The organism is Pseudomonas sp. B21-012 (genome assembly GCF_024749305.1).
Classification (GTDB): domain Bacteria; phylum Pseudomonadota; class Gammaproteobacteria; order Pseudomonadales; family Pseudomonadaceae; genus Aquipseudomonas.
In genome coordinates this window covers 4,537,124-4,553,706 of the sequence record NZ_CP087197.1, presented here as the reverse complement: position 1 = coordinate 4,553,706, position 16,583 = coordinate 4,537,124, and the positions used below count along the sequence as shown (strand labels likewise).

Annotated in this window: 8 protein-coding genes, 2 tRNA genes and 3 rRNA genes; 8 read left to right on the top strand and 5 right to left on the bottom strand. The window is 58.5% G+C overall.

The genetic code is table 11. The features are described from left to right. Positions 1-27 precede the first annotated feature (27 nt). On the bottom strand, positions 28-1,470 hold the full coding sequence (locus LOY37_RS20780; RefSeq protein WP_258715629.1) for an amidase: 1,443 nt from the start codon (positions 1,468-1,470) through the stop codon (positions 28-30). Between the two features lie 105 nt (positions 1,471-1,575). On the opposite strand from LOY37_RS20780, the gene LOY37_RS20775 reads away from it, so the two are divergent. Next, positions 1,576-2,157, top strand: a complete 582-nt coding sequence (locus tag LOY37_RS20775) for a TetR/AcrR family transcriptional regulator (RefSeq protein ID WP_093380232.1) — start codon at positions 1,576-1,578, stop codon at positions 2,155-2,157. Here the strand turns inward: LOY37_RS20775 and LOY37_RS20770 are convergent. Together LOY37_RS20770 and LOY37_RS20765 are read right to left on the bottom strand one after the other, a co-directional pair. After that, positions 2,154-4,736, bottom strand: coding sequence for an EAL domain-containing protein (locus tag LOY37_RS20770; RefSeq protein WP_258715628.1), 2,583 nt, complete (start codon positions 4,734-4,736; stop codon positions 2,154-2,156). The two genes, LOY37_RS20775 and LOY37_RS20770, sit on opposite strands and share 4 nt — an antisense overlap. A 58-nt stretch (positions 4,737-4,794) precedes the next feature. Continuing rightward, on the bottom strand, positions 4,795-5,868 hold the full coding sequence (locus LOY37_RS20765) for a diguanylate cyclase (RefSeq protein ID WP_258717217.1): 1,074 nt from the start codon (positions 5,866-5,868) through the stop codon (positions 4,795-4,797). Positions 5,869-5,997: 129 nt separating this feature from the next. Here LOY37_RS20765 and LOY37_RS20760 point away from each other — a divergent pair, with 129 nt between their 5' ends. Further along, positions 5,998-7,098 carry an MBL fold metallo-hydrolase gene (locus LOY37_RS20760; protein WP_045197868.1) on the top strand — a complete coding sequence of 367 codons (1,101 nt, stop codon included), beginning with the start codon at positions 5,998-6,000 and terminating at the stop codon, positions 7,096-7,098. On the opposite strand, the gene LOY37_RS20755 is transcribed toward LOY37_RS20760, so the two are convergent. After that, on the bottom strand, positions 7,095-7,988 hold the full coding sequence (locus LOY37_RS20755) for a formate/nitrite transporter family protein (protein WP_093380241.1): 894 nt from the start codon (positions 7,986-7,988) through the stop codon (positions 7,095-7,097). The two genes, LOY37_RS20760 and LOY37_RS20755, sit on opposite strands and share 4 nt — an antisense overlap. Before the next feature lie 690 nt (positions 7,989-8,678). Between LOY37_RS20755 and LOY37_RS20750 the strand changes: the two genes are divergently transcribed. The 6 genes from LOY37_RS20750 to LOY37_RS20725 all read left to right on the top strand — a co-directional run bounded on the left by LOY37_RS20750 (position 8,679) and on the right by LOY37_RS20725 (position 15,142). Next, positions 8,679-10,215 (top strand): 16S ribosomal RNA (locus tag LOY37_RS20750). Positions 10,216-10,281: 66 nt separating this feature from the next. Beyond that, positions 10,282-10,358 (top strand) — tRNA-Ile (locus tag LOY37_RS20745). Between the two features lie 29 nt (positions 10,359-10,387). Beyond that, positions 10,388-10,463 (top strand) — tRNA-Ala (locus LOY37_RS20740). 217 nt (positions 10,464-10,680) lie between these two features. Beyond that, positions 10,681-13,571: ribosomal RNA gene (locus LOY37_RS20735) — 23S ribosomal RNA — on the top strand. Between the two features lie 134 nt (positions 13,572-13,705). Further along, positions 13,706-13,821 (top strand): 5S ribosomal RNA (gene rrf, locus LOY37_RS20730). Together the 16S, 23S and 5S rRNA genes with 2 tRNA genes alongside form the textbook arrangement of a ribosomal RNA operon. Before the next feature lie 328 nt (positions 13,822-14,149). Next, entirely contained in the window at positions 14,150-15,142 is a 993-nt protein-coding gene (locus LOY37_RS20725) for an asparaginase (RefSeq protein ID WP_258715627.1), read from the top strand. A gap of 729 nt (positions 15,143-15,871) precedes the next feature. On the opposite strand, the gene LOY37_RS20720 is transcribed toward LOY37_RS20725, so the two are convergent. After that, entirely contained in the window at positions 15,872-16,534 is a 663-nt protein-coding gene (locus tag LOY37_RS20720; protein ID WP_093380247.1) for an NADPH-dependent F420 reductase, read from the bottom strand. Between the last annotated feature and the right edge of the window lie 49 nt (positions 16,535-16,583).

Genomic DNA, 16,583 nt, shown 5'->3' with positions numbered 1-16,583 from the left:
CATCGCCGGCGTTGCCGGCGGTGCTTTTCAACTATGCGCCGCCCAGACCGGCGGGGTGCGCCCGCGCCAGGGCAACACCTGCTCCAGTTGCCCGGCCAGGCTCAGCAGCAGGCGCTCCCCCGCAGCCCCGGCGGTAAACTGCATACCCACCGGCAAGCCGCTGGCCGGATCCTGATACAGCGGCAGCGACATCGACGGCGTACCGCCGATGTTGGCCAGGGCGGTGAAAGGCGAGTGGTTGAACACCCGGTGCATCCAGCCCAACCCGTCGAGCTGTTCCTGGCCGGCGTTGTAGGCGCCGATCACCGGCGGCAACTGGCTCAGGGTCGGGCTCAGCAACAGGTCAAAACGCTTGAAGAACCCGCCCAGTTGCCGGCTGACCTGATTGCGCTGGTCCATCGCCGCCAGCAGGTCGGTAGCCGGCAGCGCCTGGCCGTAACGGTTAAGCGCCAAGGTTGCCGGTTCAAGCCAGTCAGCATCGAGCGGGCGACCCGTCTGGGCACTCAATGCGTCGAGCCAGGCTGCGGTATTGCTGGCCCAGAAGCGCGCGTTCATCTCGACAAAAGCATCCCACGACAGGCCGATGTCCAGGTCTACCTGCTCGCACCGGTGGCCAAGACCTTCAAGGGTGCGGACCAGGCCCTGTAGCGCCTCGAGCATCAGCGGATCGCTGCGCTGGCCATTGAGCGGATGCAACTGCACGGCAATTTTCAACGGCCCAGGCGCTTGCTTGAGCGCACTCAGGTAACTGCCCTGTGCTGGCGCCACCTGGAACGGGTCACCGGGTTCTGCCCCGGCCATGCAATCGAGCAGCAGGGCGCTGTCACGCACCGAACGGCTGAGCACCCCCTGTACCGCCAGGCCGTTCCAGGCCTCGTCCAGGAACGGCCCCATGGAAATCAACCCGCGGCTGGGCTTCAAGCCAAACAAGCCGCAGGCTGCAGCCGGCACCCGGATCGAACCGCCGCCATCGGTGGCATGGGCCACCGGCACCATGGCGCTGGCTACCGCTGCTGCCGAACCGCCGCTGGAGCCACCGGCGCTGCGGTTCAGGTCCCAGGGGTTGCGGGTCGGGCCGCACAGGCGCGATTCGGTGGTGGTGCTGATCGCCAGTTCCGGGACGGTAGTGCGCCCCAGGGTGAGCAATCCTGCGCGGCGAAACCGCTGCATCAGGAACGAGTCGGCACTGCTGCCGGTGCCCTGGGCCAGGCGGCTGCCGAACTCATGAGCACGGCCCTGCATGCTGATCGCCAGGTCCTTGATCAGAAACGGCACGCCATACAACGGACCTTCAGCAGCGCTTGGCAGAGGTTCGTCCTGCCAATGTTCAGCCAGCGCATTGAGCCGGGGTTCGACGTTGGCGATGGCTTGCTGCGCCGCAGCCTGCACTTCAACGGCACTGACTTGCCTTCGAGCAATCAGCTCGGCCAGGCCAATGGCATCGAATTGCACATATTCACTCACCTTCATTGCGCACTCCCGGGGCAATTGACGATAAAATACCGATGGGTATCGAGCGATACTCGAGAGTATAGAGTGATACTGATTAGTATCGTCGTCAACCGGAGTCTGCCCATGCGTTCGCAACGAATCGCCCGCTTGCCCCCGCGCGAGCGGGTCCTGGATGCCGCCCACGAGCTGTTTTTCAACGAGGGCATCAGCCGTGTCACCGTCGATGCCATTGCTGCCAAGGCAGAAACCACCAAGATGACCGTGTACCGGCATTTTGAATCCAAGGACGTGCTGGTAGTGGAGTGGTTGCGTCTGTTGATGGCCGAATACGATGAGCTATGGGCGCGCCTGGCCGAACAGTTCAACGGCCAGCCGACGCGACAGATCCTCGGATTTGCCGAATTCCTGGTCCAGGAACCGCTGCTGTCTTCGCACCGTGGCTGCGCCTATACCAACACCCTGGCGGAGTTGCCGGTGTGTGACAGCCCGGCACGCGAGTTGATCGAGGCGCACAAGCGTCGTCAGGCGGCGCGCCTGGTGCGCTTGTGCAAAGAGGCAGGGATGGTCGAACCGCAGCAGGCAGCGTTCGAACTGACGCTGCTGCTTGAGGGGGTACAGATCGTTGCGCAGAACAAGGGCTTCGACCAGGTCGGGCCGAACCTGCTCAAGCTGGTGCGGGCGCGGTTGGGGTTACCTGCGGCCTAGGAGACGCTGGCGCGGTTGTTGTCGGCAGATTGCAGCAGCGCCTCGAAAGCCAGTTTGTCGATCGGTTTGCTCAGGTAGTAGCCCTGCACCTCGTGGCATTGCTCCTTGCCCAGGGCCTTGAGTTGCTGCTCGGTCTCCACCCCTTCGGCGGTCACGGTCAGGCCCATGGCCTTGCCCAGGTTGATGATCGCCTGCACCACGGCGCGGTCGTTGCCATCGCTGCTGAGCCCGGCGATGAAGCGCTTGTCGATCTTGATGCTGTCGAACGGGTAGGTACGCAGGTAGCCCAGCGACGAGTAACCGGTGCCGAAGTCATCCATGTTCAGGCGCACGCCCAGTTCCTTGAGCGCGTTCATGGTGCCCAGCGCACCTTCGATATCGTTGAGCATCACGTTCTCGGTGATCTCCAGTTCCAGGCGCTGGGCTGGGAAGCCGGTCTCGACCAGAATCTGGTGAACATCCCTGACCACGTCGCTGCGCGAGAACTGCGCAGGCGAAAGGTTGACCGAAACCAGCAGGCCGGCCGGCCAGTTGCGCGCGGTTTCGCAGGCTTCGCGCAGCACCCAGCGGCCCAGGGGCACGATCAGGTCGGTCTGCTCGGCCAAGGGGATGAAGGTGTCCGGGCCTAATAGACCCTCGACTGGATGCTGCCAGCGCACCAAGGCCTCGACCGAGACGATCTCGAGGGTCTCGAGGCGGTAGCGGGGCTGGTAGTGAAGGATGAACTCGTTGTTTTTCAGCGCCTTGCGCAAGTCGTTTTCCAATTGACGGCGGTACTGGATCTGCTCGTTCATCTCTGGCGAGAAGTAACGCCAGGTGTTCTTGCCCTCGGCCTTGGCCTGGTACAGGGCGATGTCGGCGCAGCGGATCAGCTCGCCGGCATCGAAGCCCTGCAGGCGCGTTTGCGCCACACCGAGGCTGGCGCCGATGTGCAGGGCCTGTTCTTCGAAGTAGATCGGCTGGTGCAGGCTGTCGATCAAGCGCGCGCAAAAGCGGTCGATTTCGTTGCGGCTGTCCATGCCGTTCATCACCAGCACGAACTCGTCGCCACCCAGCCGCGCCACCAGGTCGCCGTCGCGGGTCGATTCGCGCAGGCGCGCGGCTACCTCAAGCAGCACGGCGTCGCCGGCAGCGTGGCCGAGGGAATCGTTGATCGGCTTGAAGCTGTCCAGGTCAAGCAACAGCAAGGTCAATGGAGTGGCGTCCTGGCCCTTGAGCAATGCCTGATCAAGAAAGCGTGAGAGCTTGTTGCGGTTGGCCAGGCCCGTCAGCGCGTCGTGCATCGACAGGTGCTGGATGCGCGCATGGGCCGCCACCTCATCGGTAATGTCGCTGGCGGTGCCGCGATAGCCGACCAGCTTGCCATCGAACACGATCGAGCGCGCCGAGACCCGGCAGAAGCGCACCTGGCCGGTATGGTCGCGGTAGGCGCAGCGCAGGTTGGCGACCTGCTGCGAGTCGGAATCGGCCTGGTTGTCGAGCCACTGGATCAGCGGCGTGGTCTCGCAACTGAGCAATTGATTGAGCGGCTGGCCCAGCCAGTCTTCACTCTGAAAACCGGTCACGGCGACGAAGCGCTGGGACAGGTAGCTGAGGCGGTGATGGCGGTCGGTTTCCCAGATCCAGTCCGAGGCCGCCTCGGCCACGGCGCGAAAGCGTTGCTCGCTGGCTTCCAACGCCAGGTTGCTGGCTTGCAGGCGGCGCAGGTTGGCATCGATTTGCCGTGAAGTGCGCAGGGCATAGCGGAAGAAGTACACCATCAGCAGGCCCAGCACCAGCATGGCGCCAAGCAGCGGCGGCAACACGGCCCAGAGCAGTTGGTCGCCAGGGCGCGGGGTGATCCAGTCGAGCCGGTAGCCGGTGTCGCCGAGCATCAGGCTGGGCTGGTCCGCCAGCGGCGCGTTGGCTTTTTCGATGTGCATGCCGGCAAGGCCGACACCGGTGCCCAGGCGGGTGAGTTTTTCCGGGGTCAGCTGATCGACGAAGAGCATGACCGAGGTGGTTTGCGGGTCGATGCTCAGCACCTCGTCGTCCGGGCGAATGGCGGCGGCAACCAGCACGGCGGGCCAGCCGTTGAATAACACATGCTCGGTGATCTGCTGGCGCTCGGCTGCAACTTTGCGCGCCTTGGCGATAATCGGGCCCAACGGGTTCTCTATATAGGTGCTCGCCGGCGCCTTGCTCAACTGGCCTTTGAACAGGGCGTATTTGGTGGTTTGGTCATCGACGACGAACACCCCTTCGTAGCCGCTGGCGGTGTACAGCGAATCGCCGACGTTCTTCTCGTCATAGGCCCAATGCAGGTCGGGGCTGGCATTGAGGTGCTCGTAAGCGGCGTTCCATACCGCGTAGCTGGAGAGAAACTGGCGCGACGACTCCAGGCGCTGGTCCAGGGCTTTATGGGCGTAGAAACTGCTTTTCTCCCGCTCGTTGGCATTGAGCGTGGTGGCGATGTTGAACAATGCCCCCAGGGCGATCAGGCAGGCCAGGGCGAACAACGCGGCAATCGCGGCAATAAGCTTGCGCGTCTGCAGGCTGGGGCGCTGGCTGGCTGGCGGAACATCGGCAATCCTGTCCATACGCGAGCTGTTCCTTAATGAAGCAGCATCCCTGCGGCCGTACCGCAAGGACGAACGTTCAGTCAGGATAGGCCAGCTTCAGCGCGCTGAGGTCCGAATGGGCGAAATTGACCTGGTTACGCCCGGCTTTCTTCGCGCAGTACAGGGCTTTGTCGGCCTCGTTGAGCCAGGCTTCAGGGTCGGACAGGGCCGCGCTGCAACTGGCCAGGCCGATACTGAGGCTGATGCGCAGCTCCGGCAGTTGCGGGTTGCGGTAGCTGCCAACCCGCTCGCGCAGGCGTTCCATGGCCTGACTGGCGTGTTCCATGTGGGTATCCGGCAGAATCACGCAGAACTCGTCACCGCCGTAGCGTCCGGCCAGGTCATCTTCGCGCAGGGTGCGTTTGAGCTCGTTGCTCAACTGGTGCAGGACGCAATCGCCGACCACATGGCCGTAGGTGTCGTTGATGGCCTTGAAATGGTCAATATCGATGATCGCGATCACCGCCTCGCGGCCTTGCTGCTGGCAGATCTGGAACTTGAGCTGCAGCAGGTCCTTCCATGAGCCGTGATTGAGCAGGCCGGTGAGGCTGTCGGTACGGCTCAGGGCGCTTAGCCGGCGCTTGTGCTCAGACAGCTTCATCGCCAGGCGGTAGCAGACCCAGCCAACGGCCATGGGATACAGGGTCAGCATCGGCAGGCAGGCATAGACCTGCAGGGTGCTGGCATGCAATTGCAGCCCGGGGCCGAACAGGGCTATCGACAGCAGCATGCCCAGGCCCTGGATCAGCAGGCCCTTGATGAATAGGCGCTGGCCACCGGCAGCGAAGTTGTTCATGGCCATCATCGCCAGGATGGTCACGCTGGGCAGGGGATTGAACTGCAGGGTGGCGGTCCAGAACCCGCCCATCAGCGAGTCCAGTTGCAGGTTGCGGTACTCGGCGTGATACGGAACCTTGGCGCGCAAGGCAATCTGATAAGCCAGGTGCGGCCACACCAGGCCGTTGAACAGCAGCAGGCCCCATACCCAGGCGGGCACCGGCAGGCTGGAAATCCCGGCCATAACGCTGAGCATGCCGATCCCCAGGCCGATGATGCGCGGCAGGTAGATCCGCTTTACAAATGAAAGTCCTTTGCCGTTTTTCTTTTCCATCATGGATGCTGGTCTGTTCCGGGGCGCCGTTTATCGCATAAATGCTGTCAATATTGTTGAACAATCGCAGGCTGTTGAAAAATGGCCTTACAAGCCATTTCACGGTTGATGCAATCACTGTGGGGTACCATGAAACTTACCTTCATCCTTGGAGTGTTTCTGCTCATGGCCCCACTGACTCCCCAGGCCGGTGAACCGGCGCAACGCCAGGATGGGCGCTATCGCAACCAGGCGCAGTTGCCCCAGGACGGGGTGATGAAAAAACTGCGTATCGGCCTCAAGTACCTGTTCCTGAAAAAGCCCGCCGATACCCGCCCCAGTGTCAGCATCGCGGTGCAGCCACTGAGCCGCCAGCAGTTGCTCGAGGCCCCGGACCACAGCGTCTGGCGCCTGGGGCATTCCACGGTACTGCTGAAACTGCGCGAGCGCTTCTTCATTACCGACCCGGTGTTCGCCGAGCGCGCCTCGCCGGTGCAATGGGCCGGGCCCCTGCGCTTTCACCCGCCACCGCTGAAACTCGAGGAGTTGCCGCCGTTGACCGCGGTGATCCTCTCCCATGACCACTTTGACCACCTCGACGAGCAGGCCATACGCCAACTGGCCGTTAGCGCCGAGCACTTTATTGCGCCTTTGGGGGTGGGCGATATTCTGATCGGCTGGGGCGTACCGGCGGCCAAGGTCAGGCAGCTGGATTGGTGGCAGGAAACCAGCGTCGAAGGTGTGCGATTTGTCGCCACCCCGGCGCAGCATTTTTCTGGCCGCGGCCTGTTCGACAGCAACAGCACCCTGTGGGCCTCCTGGGTGATGATCGATGATCAGCTGAAAGTGTTCTTCAGTGGCGATACCGGCTATTTCGACGGCTTCAAGGAAATCGGCAGGCAGTACGGTCCCTTCGACCTGACCCTGATCGAAACCGGCGCCTACAACGTCAATTGGCCTGATGTACACATGCAGCCCGAGCAAAGCCTGCAGGCGCACCTCGACCTGCGCGGGCGCTGGCTGCTGCCGATTCATAACAGCACCTTCGACCTCTCCACCCACAGCTGGCATGAACCCTTCGACCGTATCCTGGCCCTGGCCAACGCGGCGCAGGTACCTTTGAGCACGCCGCAGATCGGCGAGCGGGTCAGTATCGAGCAGCCACACAGCGGGCCGGCCTGGTGGCAGCCCAAGCCACAACGGGAATTACGCAAGGGCGGTGAGCGGGCGCTGGCGGCGCGCGAGCCCTAGGGCTCCTTGTCTGCCGACGGTTGTTTGTGCTGCTCACGGCGGGGCAGGGCGGAGGGTGGCTTGCCGCTATCGCTGCGCACCTGGGCGTGGCTGATCAGGGCGAATATAAAGCTGCCGCCAATGATGTTGCCGATCAGCGTCGGTGCTGCGAAGTCCAGCCAGAAGGCCGCCCAGCTTACCTCTCCGGCCCAGACCAGGTAGGAAACTTCCACCGAGCCTACAACAATATGGGTGAAATCACCCAGGGCCATCAGGTAGGTGATCATCAGGATGATCCATACCTTGGCAGTCTCCATCGACGGGATCATCCACACCATGGTGGCGATCATCCAGCCCGAGATGATGCCCTTGGCGAACATCTGGTTCAGGTCGTTCTCCATCACCTTGCGGCCAACGTCGAGAAAGGCGACGTCGGTCTTGCTGTCGAAGATCGGCAGGTTGAGCATCACGTAAGACACCAGGATGGTGCCGGCCAGGTTACCGACCAGCACCACCGACCATAACCGCAGCAAGCGGCCGAAGTTGCGCACGGTCGGTTCGGTCATTACCGGCAACACCGCCGTCAGGGTGTTTTCAGTAAACAGTTGCTGGCGGGCGAGGATCACCGCGAGAAACCCGGCCGAGTAGCCGAGGCTGGCAATCACCTGGCTGCTGTCGCCTTGCGGCAGGCGCGAATAGAACAGCCCCATGGCCATCAGTGACAGGCCCATGGTCAGGCCGGCAGCCAGCGCCGACCAGAACAGTGCGGCAATGGTGCGCTCCAGTTCCTGGTCACCCTGATAACGAATGATCTCGTGTAGCACCGCCGCGCGGGGCGGCTGGTTGTGGCTGACTTCCTGCTCTTCGTCTGCAGACAGGCCCGGGGTCTTGCCGCTTTGCGCTTCACTCATGGCGGTGGCTCATCTTGTAGGGTGCCTTATCTACAGATCAACGCGGCTTTGAATAGTTGCTTTAAAGGATGGTAGCTTCAAGCTTCAAGCTACAAGCTTCAAGCTTCAAGTTGAGCGCGGTGCTGCCGCTTTTACTTGCAGCTTGAAGCTTGTGGCTTATAGCCAAAACGCCCCCGCTGAAACAAAGTTGAAATAAGTCCTTGACGCCCCCGCAGATCTCTCTATAATTCGCCCCACTTCCGGCACAGTCGGAACTGAAAACTCCTTGAGTTTCAAAGAGTTAGCGGTTCCAGGGTCATCCGGAGGTGCTTCGATCGAAAGATCGGCAGCGGTGAAAAAGGCAGTTGACAGCGGTTTGAAACGCTGTAGAATTCGCCTCCCGCTGACGAGAGATCGCAGCGAGTCAAGTGGTTGAAGTTGAAAGAGAAATTCTGAAAAACTTCAAAATAAACGCTTGACAGGCTCTGAGGAAAGCGTAGAATGCGCGCCTCGGTTGAGGCGAAAAGCTCTTAACCAACCGCTCTTTAACAACTGAATCAAGCAATTCGTGTGGGTGCTTGTGAGCTCAGACTGATAGTCAAAAAGATTATCAGCATCACAAGTGGCTACACGAAAATCGAAAGATTTGAAAGTAAGTCATTTGAGATTGCTGAGCCAAGTTTAGGGTTTTCTCAAAACCCAAGCAGTATTGAACTGAAGAGTTTGATCATGGCTCAGATTGAACGCTGGCGGCAGGCCTAACACATGCAAGTCGAGCGGATGAGAAGAGCTTGCTCTTCGATTCAGCGGCGGACGGGTGAGTAATACCTAGGAATCTGCCTGGTAGTGGGGGACAACGTTTCGAAAGGAACGCTAATACCGCATACGTCCTACGGGAGAAAGCAGGGGACCTTCGGGCCTTGCGCTATCAGATGAGCCTAGGTCGGATTAGCTAGTTGGTGAGGTAATGGCTCACCAAGGCGACGATCCGTAACTGGTCTGAGAGGATGATCAGTCACACTGGAACTGAGACACGGTCCAGACTCCTACGGGAGGCAGCAGTGGGGAATATTGGACAATGGGCGAAAGCCTGATCCAGCCATGCCGCGTGTGTGAAGAAGGTCTTCGGATTGTAAAGCACTTTAGGTTGGGAGGAAGGGTACTTACCTAATACGTGAGTATTTTGACGTTACCGACAGAATAAGCACCGGCTAACTCTGTGCCAGCAGCCGCGGTAATACAGAGGGTGCAAGCGTTAATCGGAATTACTGGGCGTAAAGCGCGCGTAGGTGGTTCGTTAAGTTGGATGTGAAATCCCCGGGCTCAACCTGGGAACTGCATCCAAAACTGGCGAGCTAGAGTAGGGCAGAGGGTGGTGGAATTTCCTGTGTAGCGGTGAAATGCGTAGATATAGGAAGGAACACCAGTGGCGAAGGCGACCACCTGGGCTCATACTGACACTGAGGTGCGAAAGCGTGGGGAGCAAACAGGATTAGATACCCTGGTAGTCCACGCCGTAAACGATGTCAACTAGCCGTTGGAATCCTTGAGATTTTAGTGGCGCAGCTAACGCATTAAGTTGACCGCCTGGGGAGTACGGCCGCAAGGTTAAAACTCAAATGAATTGACGGGGGCCCGCACAAGCGGTGGAGCATGTGGTTTAATTCGAAGCAACGCGAAGAACCTTACCAGGCCTTGACATGCAGAGAACTTTCCAGAGATGGATTGGTGCCTTCGGGAACTCTGACACAGGTGCTGCATGGCTGTCGTCAGCTCGTGTCGTGAGATGTTGGGTTAAGTCCCGTAACGAGCGCAACCCTTGTCCTTAGTTACCAGCACGTTATGGTGGGCACTCTAAGGAGACTGCCGGTGACAAACCGGAGGAAGGTGGGGATGACGTCAAGTCATCATGGCCCTTACGGCCTGGGCTACACACGTGCTACAATGGTCGGTACAGAGGGTTGCCAAGCCGCGAGGTGGAGCTAATCTCACAAAACCGATCGTAGTCCGGATCGCAGTCTGCAACTCGACTGCGTGAAGTCGGAATCGCTAGTAATCGCGAATCAGAATGTCGCGGTGAATACGTTCCCGGGCCTTGTACACACCGCCCGTCACACCATGGGAGTGGGTTGCACCAGAAGTAGCTAGTCTAACCTTCGGGAGGACGGTTACCACGGTGTGATTCATGACTGGGGTGAAGTCGTAACAAGGTAGCCGTAGGGGAACCTGCGGCTGGATCACCTCCTTAATCGACAGACATCAGCTGTCTTATGAGCTCCCACACGAATTGCTTGATTCATTGAAGAAGACGATTGGGTCTGTAGCTCAGTTGGTTAGAGCGCACCCCTGATAAGGGTGAGGTCGGCAGTTCGAATCTGCCCAGACCCACCAATTACATGTGGTGCAGCCTGTAGCAATACGGGGCCATAGCTCAGCTGGGAGAGCGCCTGCCTTGCACGCAGGAGGTCAGCGGTTCGATCCCGCTTGGCTCCACCACCTTCTACTGTCAAAGCTTAGAAATGAATATTCGTATCGAATATTGATTTCTGAACTTTTTCAGAATCGTTCTTTAAAAATTTGGGTATGTGATAGAAAGATAGACTGGACAGCACTTTCACTGGTGTGTGTTCAGGCTAAGGTAAAATTTGTGAGTAATTACAAGTTTTCGGCGAATGTTGTCTTCACAGTATAACCAGATTGCTTGGGGTTATATGGTCAAGTGAAGAAGCGCATACGGTGGATGCCTTGGCAGTCAGAGGCGATGAAAGACGTGGTAGCCTGCGATAAGCTTCGGGGAGTCGGCAAACAGACTTTGATCCGGAGATCTCTGAATGGGGGAACCCACTCAGCATAAGCTGAGTATCTTGTACTGAATACATAGGTGCAAGAGGCGAACCAGGGGAACTGAAACATCTAAGTACCCTGAGGAAAAGAAATCAACCGAGATTCCCTTAGTAGTGGCGAGCGAACGGGGACTAGCCCTTAAGTGGCTTTGAGATTAGCGGAACGCTCTGGAAAGTGCGGCCATAGTGGGTGATAGCCCTGTACGCGAAAATCTCTTAGTCATGAAATCGAGTAGGACGGAGCACGAGAAACTTTGTCTGAATATGGGGGGACCATCCTCCAAGGCTAAATACTACTGACTGACCGATAGTGAACCAGTACCGTGAGGGAAAGGCGAAAAGAACCCCGGAGAGGGGAGTGAAATAGATCCTGAAACCGTATGCGTACAAGCAGTGGGAGCCTACTTTGTTAGGTGACTGCGTACCTTTTGTATAATGGGTCAGCGACTTATATTCAGTGGCGAGCTTAACCGAATAGGGGAGGCGTAGCGAAAGCGAGTCTTAATAGGGCGTTTAGTCGCTGGGTATAGACCCGAAACCGGGCGATCTATCCATGGGCAGGTTGAAGGTTAGGTAACACTGACTGGAGGACCGAACCGACTACCGTTGAAAAGTTAGCGGATGACCTGTGGATCGGAGTGAAAGGCTAATCAAGCTCGGAGATAGCTGGTTCTCCTCGAAAGCTATTTAGGTAGCGCCTCATGTATCACTGTAGGGGGTAGAGCACTGTTTCGGCTAGGGGGTCATCCCGACTTACCAAACCGATGCAAACTCCGAATACCTACAAGTGCCGAGCATGGGAGACACACGGCGGGTGCTAACGTCCGTCGTGAAAAGGGAAACAACCCAGACCGTCAGCTAAGGTCCCAAAGTTATGGTTAAGTGGGAAACGATGTGGGAAGGCTTAGACAGCTAGGAGGTTGGCTTAGAAGCAGCCACCCTTTAAAGAAAGCGTAATAGCTCACTAGTCGAGTCGGCCTGCGCGGAAGATGTAACGGGGCTCAAACCATACACCGAAGCTACGGGTATCACTTAGGTGATGCGGTAGAGGAGCGTTCTGTAAGCCTGTGAAGGTGAGTTGAGAAGCTTGCTGGAGGTATCAGAAGTGCGAATGCTGACATGAGTAACGACAATGGGAGTGAAAAACTCCCACGCCGAAAGACCAAGGTTTCCTGCGCAACGTTAATCGACGCAGGGTTAGTCGGTCCCTAAGGCGAGGCTGAAAAGCGTAGTCGATGGAAAACAGGTTAATATTCCTGTACTTCTGGTTATTGCGATGGAGGGACGGAGAAGGCTAGGCCAGCTTGGCGTTGGTTGTCCAAGTTTAAGGTGGTAGGCTGAGATCTTAGGTAAATCCGGGATCTTAAGGCCGAGAGCTGATGATGAGTTGCCATTAGGCGACGAAGTGGTTGATGCCATGCTTCCAAGAAAAGCTTCTAAGCTTCAGATAACCAGGAACCGTACCCCAAACCGACACAGGTGGTTGGGTAGAGAATACCAAGGCGCTTGAGAGAACTCGGGTGAAGGAACTAGGCAAAATGGCACCGTAACTTCGGGAGAAGGTGCGCCGGTGAGGGTGAAGGACTTGCTCCGTAAGCCCATGCCGGTCGAAGATACCAGGCCGCTGCGACTGTTTATTAAAAACACAGCACTCTGCAAACACGAAAGTGGACGTATAGGGTGTGACGCCTGCCCGGTGCCGGAAGGTTAATTGATGGGGTTAGCTAACGCGAAGCTCTTGATCGAAGCCCCGGTAAACGGCGGCCGTAACTATAACGGTCCTAAGGTAGCGAAATTCCTTGTCGGGTAAGTTCCGACCTGCACGAATGGCGTAACGATGGCGGCGCTGTCTCCACCCGAGACTCAGTGAAATTGAAATCGCTGTGAAGATGCAGTGTATCCGCGGCTAGACGGAAAGACCCCGTGAACCTTTACTATAGCTTTGCACTGGACTTTGAATTTGCTTGTGTAGGATAGGTGGGAGGCTTTGAAGCGTGGACGCCAGTTCGCGTGGAGCCATCCTTGAAATACCACCCTGGCAACTTTGAGGTTCTAACTCAGGTCCGTTATCCGGATCGAGGACAGTGTATGGTGGGTAGTTTGACTGGGGCGGTCTCCTCCTAAAGAGTAACGGAGGAGTACGAAGGTGCGCTCAGACCGGTCGGAAATCGGTCGTAGAGTATAAAGGCAAAAGCGCGCTTGACTGCGAGACAGACACGTCGAGCAGGTACGAAAGTAGGTCTTAGTGATCCGGTGGTTCTGTATGGAAGGGCCATCGCTCAACGGATAAAAGGTACTCCGGGGATAACAGGCTGATACCGCCCAAGAGTTCATATCGACGGCGGTGTTTGGCACCTCGATGTCGGCTCATCACATCCTGGGGCTGAAGCCGGTCCCAAGGGTATGGCTGTTCGCCATTTAAAGTGGTACGCGAGCTGGGTTTAGAACGTCGTGAGACAGTTCGGTCCCTATCTGCCGTGGACGTTTGAGATTTGAGAGGGGCTGCTCCTAGTACGAGAGGACCGGAGTGGACGAACCTCTGGTGTTCCGGTTGTCACGCCAGTGGCATTGCCGGGTAGCTATGTTCGGAAGAGATAACCGCTGAAAGCATCTAAGCGGGAAACTTGCCTCAAGATGAGATCTCACTGGAGCCTTGAGCTCCCTGAAGGGCCGTCGAAGACTACGACGTTGATAGGTTGGGTGTGTAAGCGCTGTGAGGCGTTGAGCTAACCAATACTAATTGCCCGTGAGGCTTGACCATATAACACCCAAGCAATTTGAGCGAAAGCCAGATTGCGGTGTTGTGAAGACTGCACAGCCGAGAATTTGTAACTCACAAACATCACATACCCGATTCGCTGGAGTGTCTAACAAGACCTTCTGGCAACAGAATTTCTTGACGACCATAGAGCATTGGAACCACCTGATCCCATCCCGAACTCAGCAGTGAAACGATGCATCGCCGATGGTAGTGTGGGGTTTCCCCATGTGAGAGTAGGTCATCGTCAAGATTAAATTCCGAAACCCCTATCTGCATATGCAGGTAGGGGTTTTGTCTTTCTGGCGATTCAACTGCTAGTCGCGATCCCTGTGGGCGCCGGCCTTGCCGGCGATGCAGGCAACGCCTGATTAGCTGGAAACACCTGCTAGCATGATTGCCCTTTCCCCAACCCAAGACCATTCCCGCCCCAGCTTCAGACCCGCCTGACTGTCTTATCTAACCGAGTGTCCGCTTAACTGGCGTCCCTCCATAATGATAAGAAGGCCAACGCCCATGTCTGCAAATGCTGCCCCGATCAGTCTCTCTCGCGCCTGCCATCTGGTTACAGGAGCTGGCGTATGACCCTGCCCAAACTCGCCATAGGAACCCTGGGCGGTACCCTGAGCATGCTCCAGTCAGCGTCAGGCGAAGGTGTCACGCCGGGCCTGGACAGCTTGCAGATGCTCGCCGACGCGCCCGGGCTTGCAGATCTTGCGCACATCTCGGCGAAAACCCTGCAACTGTTACCCAGTGCCTCGTTGTCGTTCATTCAACTGATCGATGTCCTGTACTGGGCCAAATCCCAGGTGGAAGAGGGCGCCCACGCCGTGGTGCTGAGCCAGGGCACTGACACCCTGGAGGAGGTAGCGTACTTTCTCGAACTGCTCTGGCCCTTCGATGCGCCATTGATCCTGACCGGCGCCATGCGTGCCGCCAGCGAGCCTGGCGCTGACGGCCCTGCCAATCTGCTGGCAGCGGTGCGGGTGGCGCTGGATGCGCAGAGCCGCGGTCGTGGTGCGTTGGTAGTGATCAATGATCAGATCCATGCCGCGGCCCATGTGCGTAAAACCGAGAGCCTGGCCATGGCCGCTTTCAGCTCACCGCACTTCGGCTGCGAAGGCCTGCTGATAGAGGGGCGTGTCTGCTACCTGAAACCCGCCCGGCCGCGTCAGCCGTTACCCGAACCCTGGCGCCTGGATCAGCGTGTGGCGCTGCTGGAGGCTGATTTTGCCGCCGATACCCTGCTGCTCGAGCAAGTCGCCGGGCTTGGGTATGAAGGGCTGGTGATCGCCGGGTTCGGCGCCGGGCATGTGTCGGCAGCCTGGGCCAAGTGCTTGGGATACATCACCACCCGGATGCCAGTGATTATTGCCTCGCGAACCGGTTCGGGGCCTACGGCAAATCACACCTATGGCTTTGACGGCGGCGAAATGGACCTGCAACGCAAAGGCGCACTGATGGCGGGTTTCTTGTGTCCGCGCAAATGCCGGGTACTGCTGTGGGTGCTGATCGGCTGCGGGATGGATGACGAGCTGGAGCACTGGCTGGCCGGGTATCGTCAGCCGCGATGAGGGGAAGGTCACGTGGGGCCGCGTGTCGGCCCCACGTGTCTTCGCAGGGGCGCTTAGACGAAGCGCTGAGGTGCTACGCCGCGCGGGAGGCGGCTGCTGCCAGGCAGGGCGCTCAGGCGTACACGCCAGTTGGTCTTGAAGCAGAACGTGCTCGGGGCAGGGCTGGCCTTGGCCATGCGTTGTTTACGCAGCTCTGCCAGGGACGGGGTGGATTTCTTGGCCGACGCAGGCGACTCCGTCTTGACCAGGGACCGCTGACACGATTTGCAGGAAACCTGGTCAGGGGTGGAGGTGCTGGTGAGGTTATTACCGGCGCGACCGCAAGCGACTGCGTCGCCGCTGGTTGAGTAGTGCATTACCAAGCTGTACATCTCCAAACATATGAACAAAAGCCCCCTATTTTCGCACAGGTTGGCGGCGGATGCGGCGCCATCGTCAACGCGATGCTGGAGGCTTGAGTCAGAAGGTTGAAGAGCAGCGTTGTTTACAGGGGAGAAATGGTACCGAGTGCGCCAATCGCAATGGCCAGCGCCAGAAAACCCACGACGAAGATTGCAAGCTTACCCATGGAGCGCTCCAGATGAAGGTTTTGCGGTGCAGCGCCAGGCTGCAGTCGCGAAATGCGCCCGGTAGAGCGGGGCGCAGGACTATTTTCGCTCTGGCGCTGTTACCGAAACAGATTCAGATGGCGCGGCAAAATGCGGATCAGATCAACTGGAGTGCTGTTGTTCAACGTCGCCAGGCGCCTTCAGGCACTTCAACCTCCCGCTCGGCTTGCGCCAGGGCGCGCTTCAAGCCCTCGGCATCAAAGGGTATGCAATAAGCCGGTTTGGCCCGTTCGAACCGCCAGCTTTCATCCAGGCCCCCGGCATCGACCGCGTCGTAACCCAGGTCGTCGAGCAGCCTGCTAACCACCGATTTCGCTTCATCATCATCGCTGGCAACAGGCAGGGCGCGCCGATCTGCTGCGCCGCTACCACGGGCGTCTTTCTCCAAATCCTGGGCAAGAATTGCATTGAATACCTTCACTACCCGCGAACCCGGCAGATGCTCGGCAAGCAGGCGACTGGTAGTGGTTTCGAAACGGTCCAGCGCAGGAAACAGACCATCGCGGTCCGGGTAGTAGTTGTTGGCGTCCATGACGATTTTGCCCTGCAGCCACTGCGCGGGCACGCTGTGGTAGTGCGCGAAGGGAATTGCCAGCAGTACCACGTCAGCAAACCGTGCAGCTTCTTCTGCACTGCCCACTTCGCAGCCGAGAATGCCGCTGCGCACGCTGCTCATGGTCTGCGGCCCCCGTGAGTTGCTGAGCATCACCTTATGCCCGGCGGCCAGCGCCAGCTGCGCCACTGCCCGGCCGATAAAACCTGCCCCGATTATGCCAATGCGCATGTCCTTGCTCCGTTGCGTGATAGGAGCGTTTATGATGATTGGCAACCAG

Bases quoted from the DNA above. Each gene is read 5' to 3' on its own strand.
- LOY37_RS20780 (WP_258715629.1), bottom strand. From the start codon at position 1,470: ATGAAGGTGAGTGAATATGTGCAATTCGATGCCATTGGCCTGGCCGAG.
- LOY37_RS20775 (WP_093380232.1), top strand. From the start codon at position 1,576: ATGCGTTCGCAACGAATCGCCCGCTTGCCCCCGCGCGAGCGGGTCCTG.
- LOY37_RS20770 (WP_258715628.1), bottom strand. From the start codon at position 4,736: ATGGACAGGATTGCCGATGTTCCGCCAGCCAGCCAGCGCCCCAGCCTG.
- LOY37_RS20765 (WP_258717217.1), bottom strand. From the start codon at position 5,868: ATGGAAAAGAAAAACGGCAAAGGACTTTCATTTGTAAAGCGGATCTAC.
- LOY37_RS20760 (WP_045197868.1), top strand. From the start codon at position 5,998: ATGAAACTTACCTTCATCCTTGGAGTGTTTCTGCTCATGGCCCCACTG.
- LOY37_RS20755 (WP_093380241.1), bottom strand. From the start codon at position 7,988: ATGAGTGAAGCGCAAAGCGGCAAGACCCCGGGCCTGTCTGCAGACGAA.
- LOY37_RS20725 (WP_258715627.1), top strand. From the start codon at position 14,150: ATGACCCTGCCCAAACTCGCCATAGGAACCCTGGGCGGTACCCTGAGC.
- LOY37_RS20720 (WP_093380247.1), bottom strand. From the start codon at position 16,534: ATGCGCATTGGCATAATCGGGGCAGGTTTTATCGGCCGGGCAGTGGCG.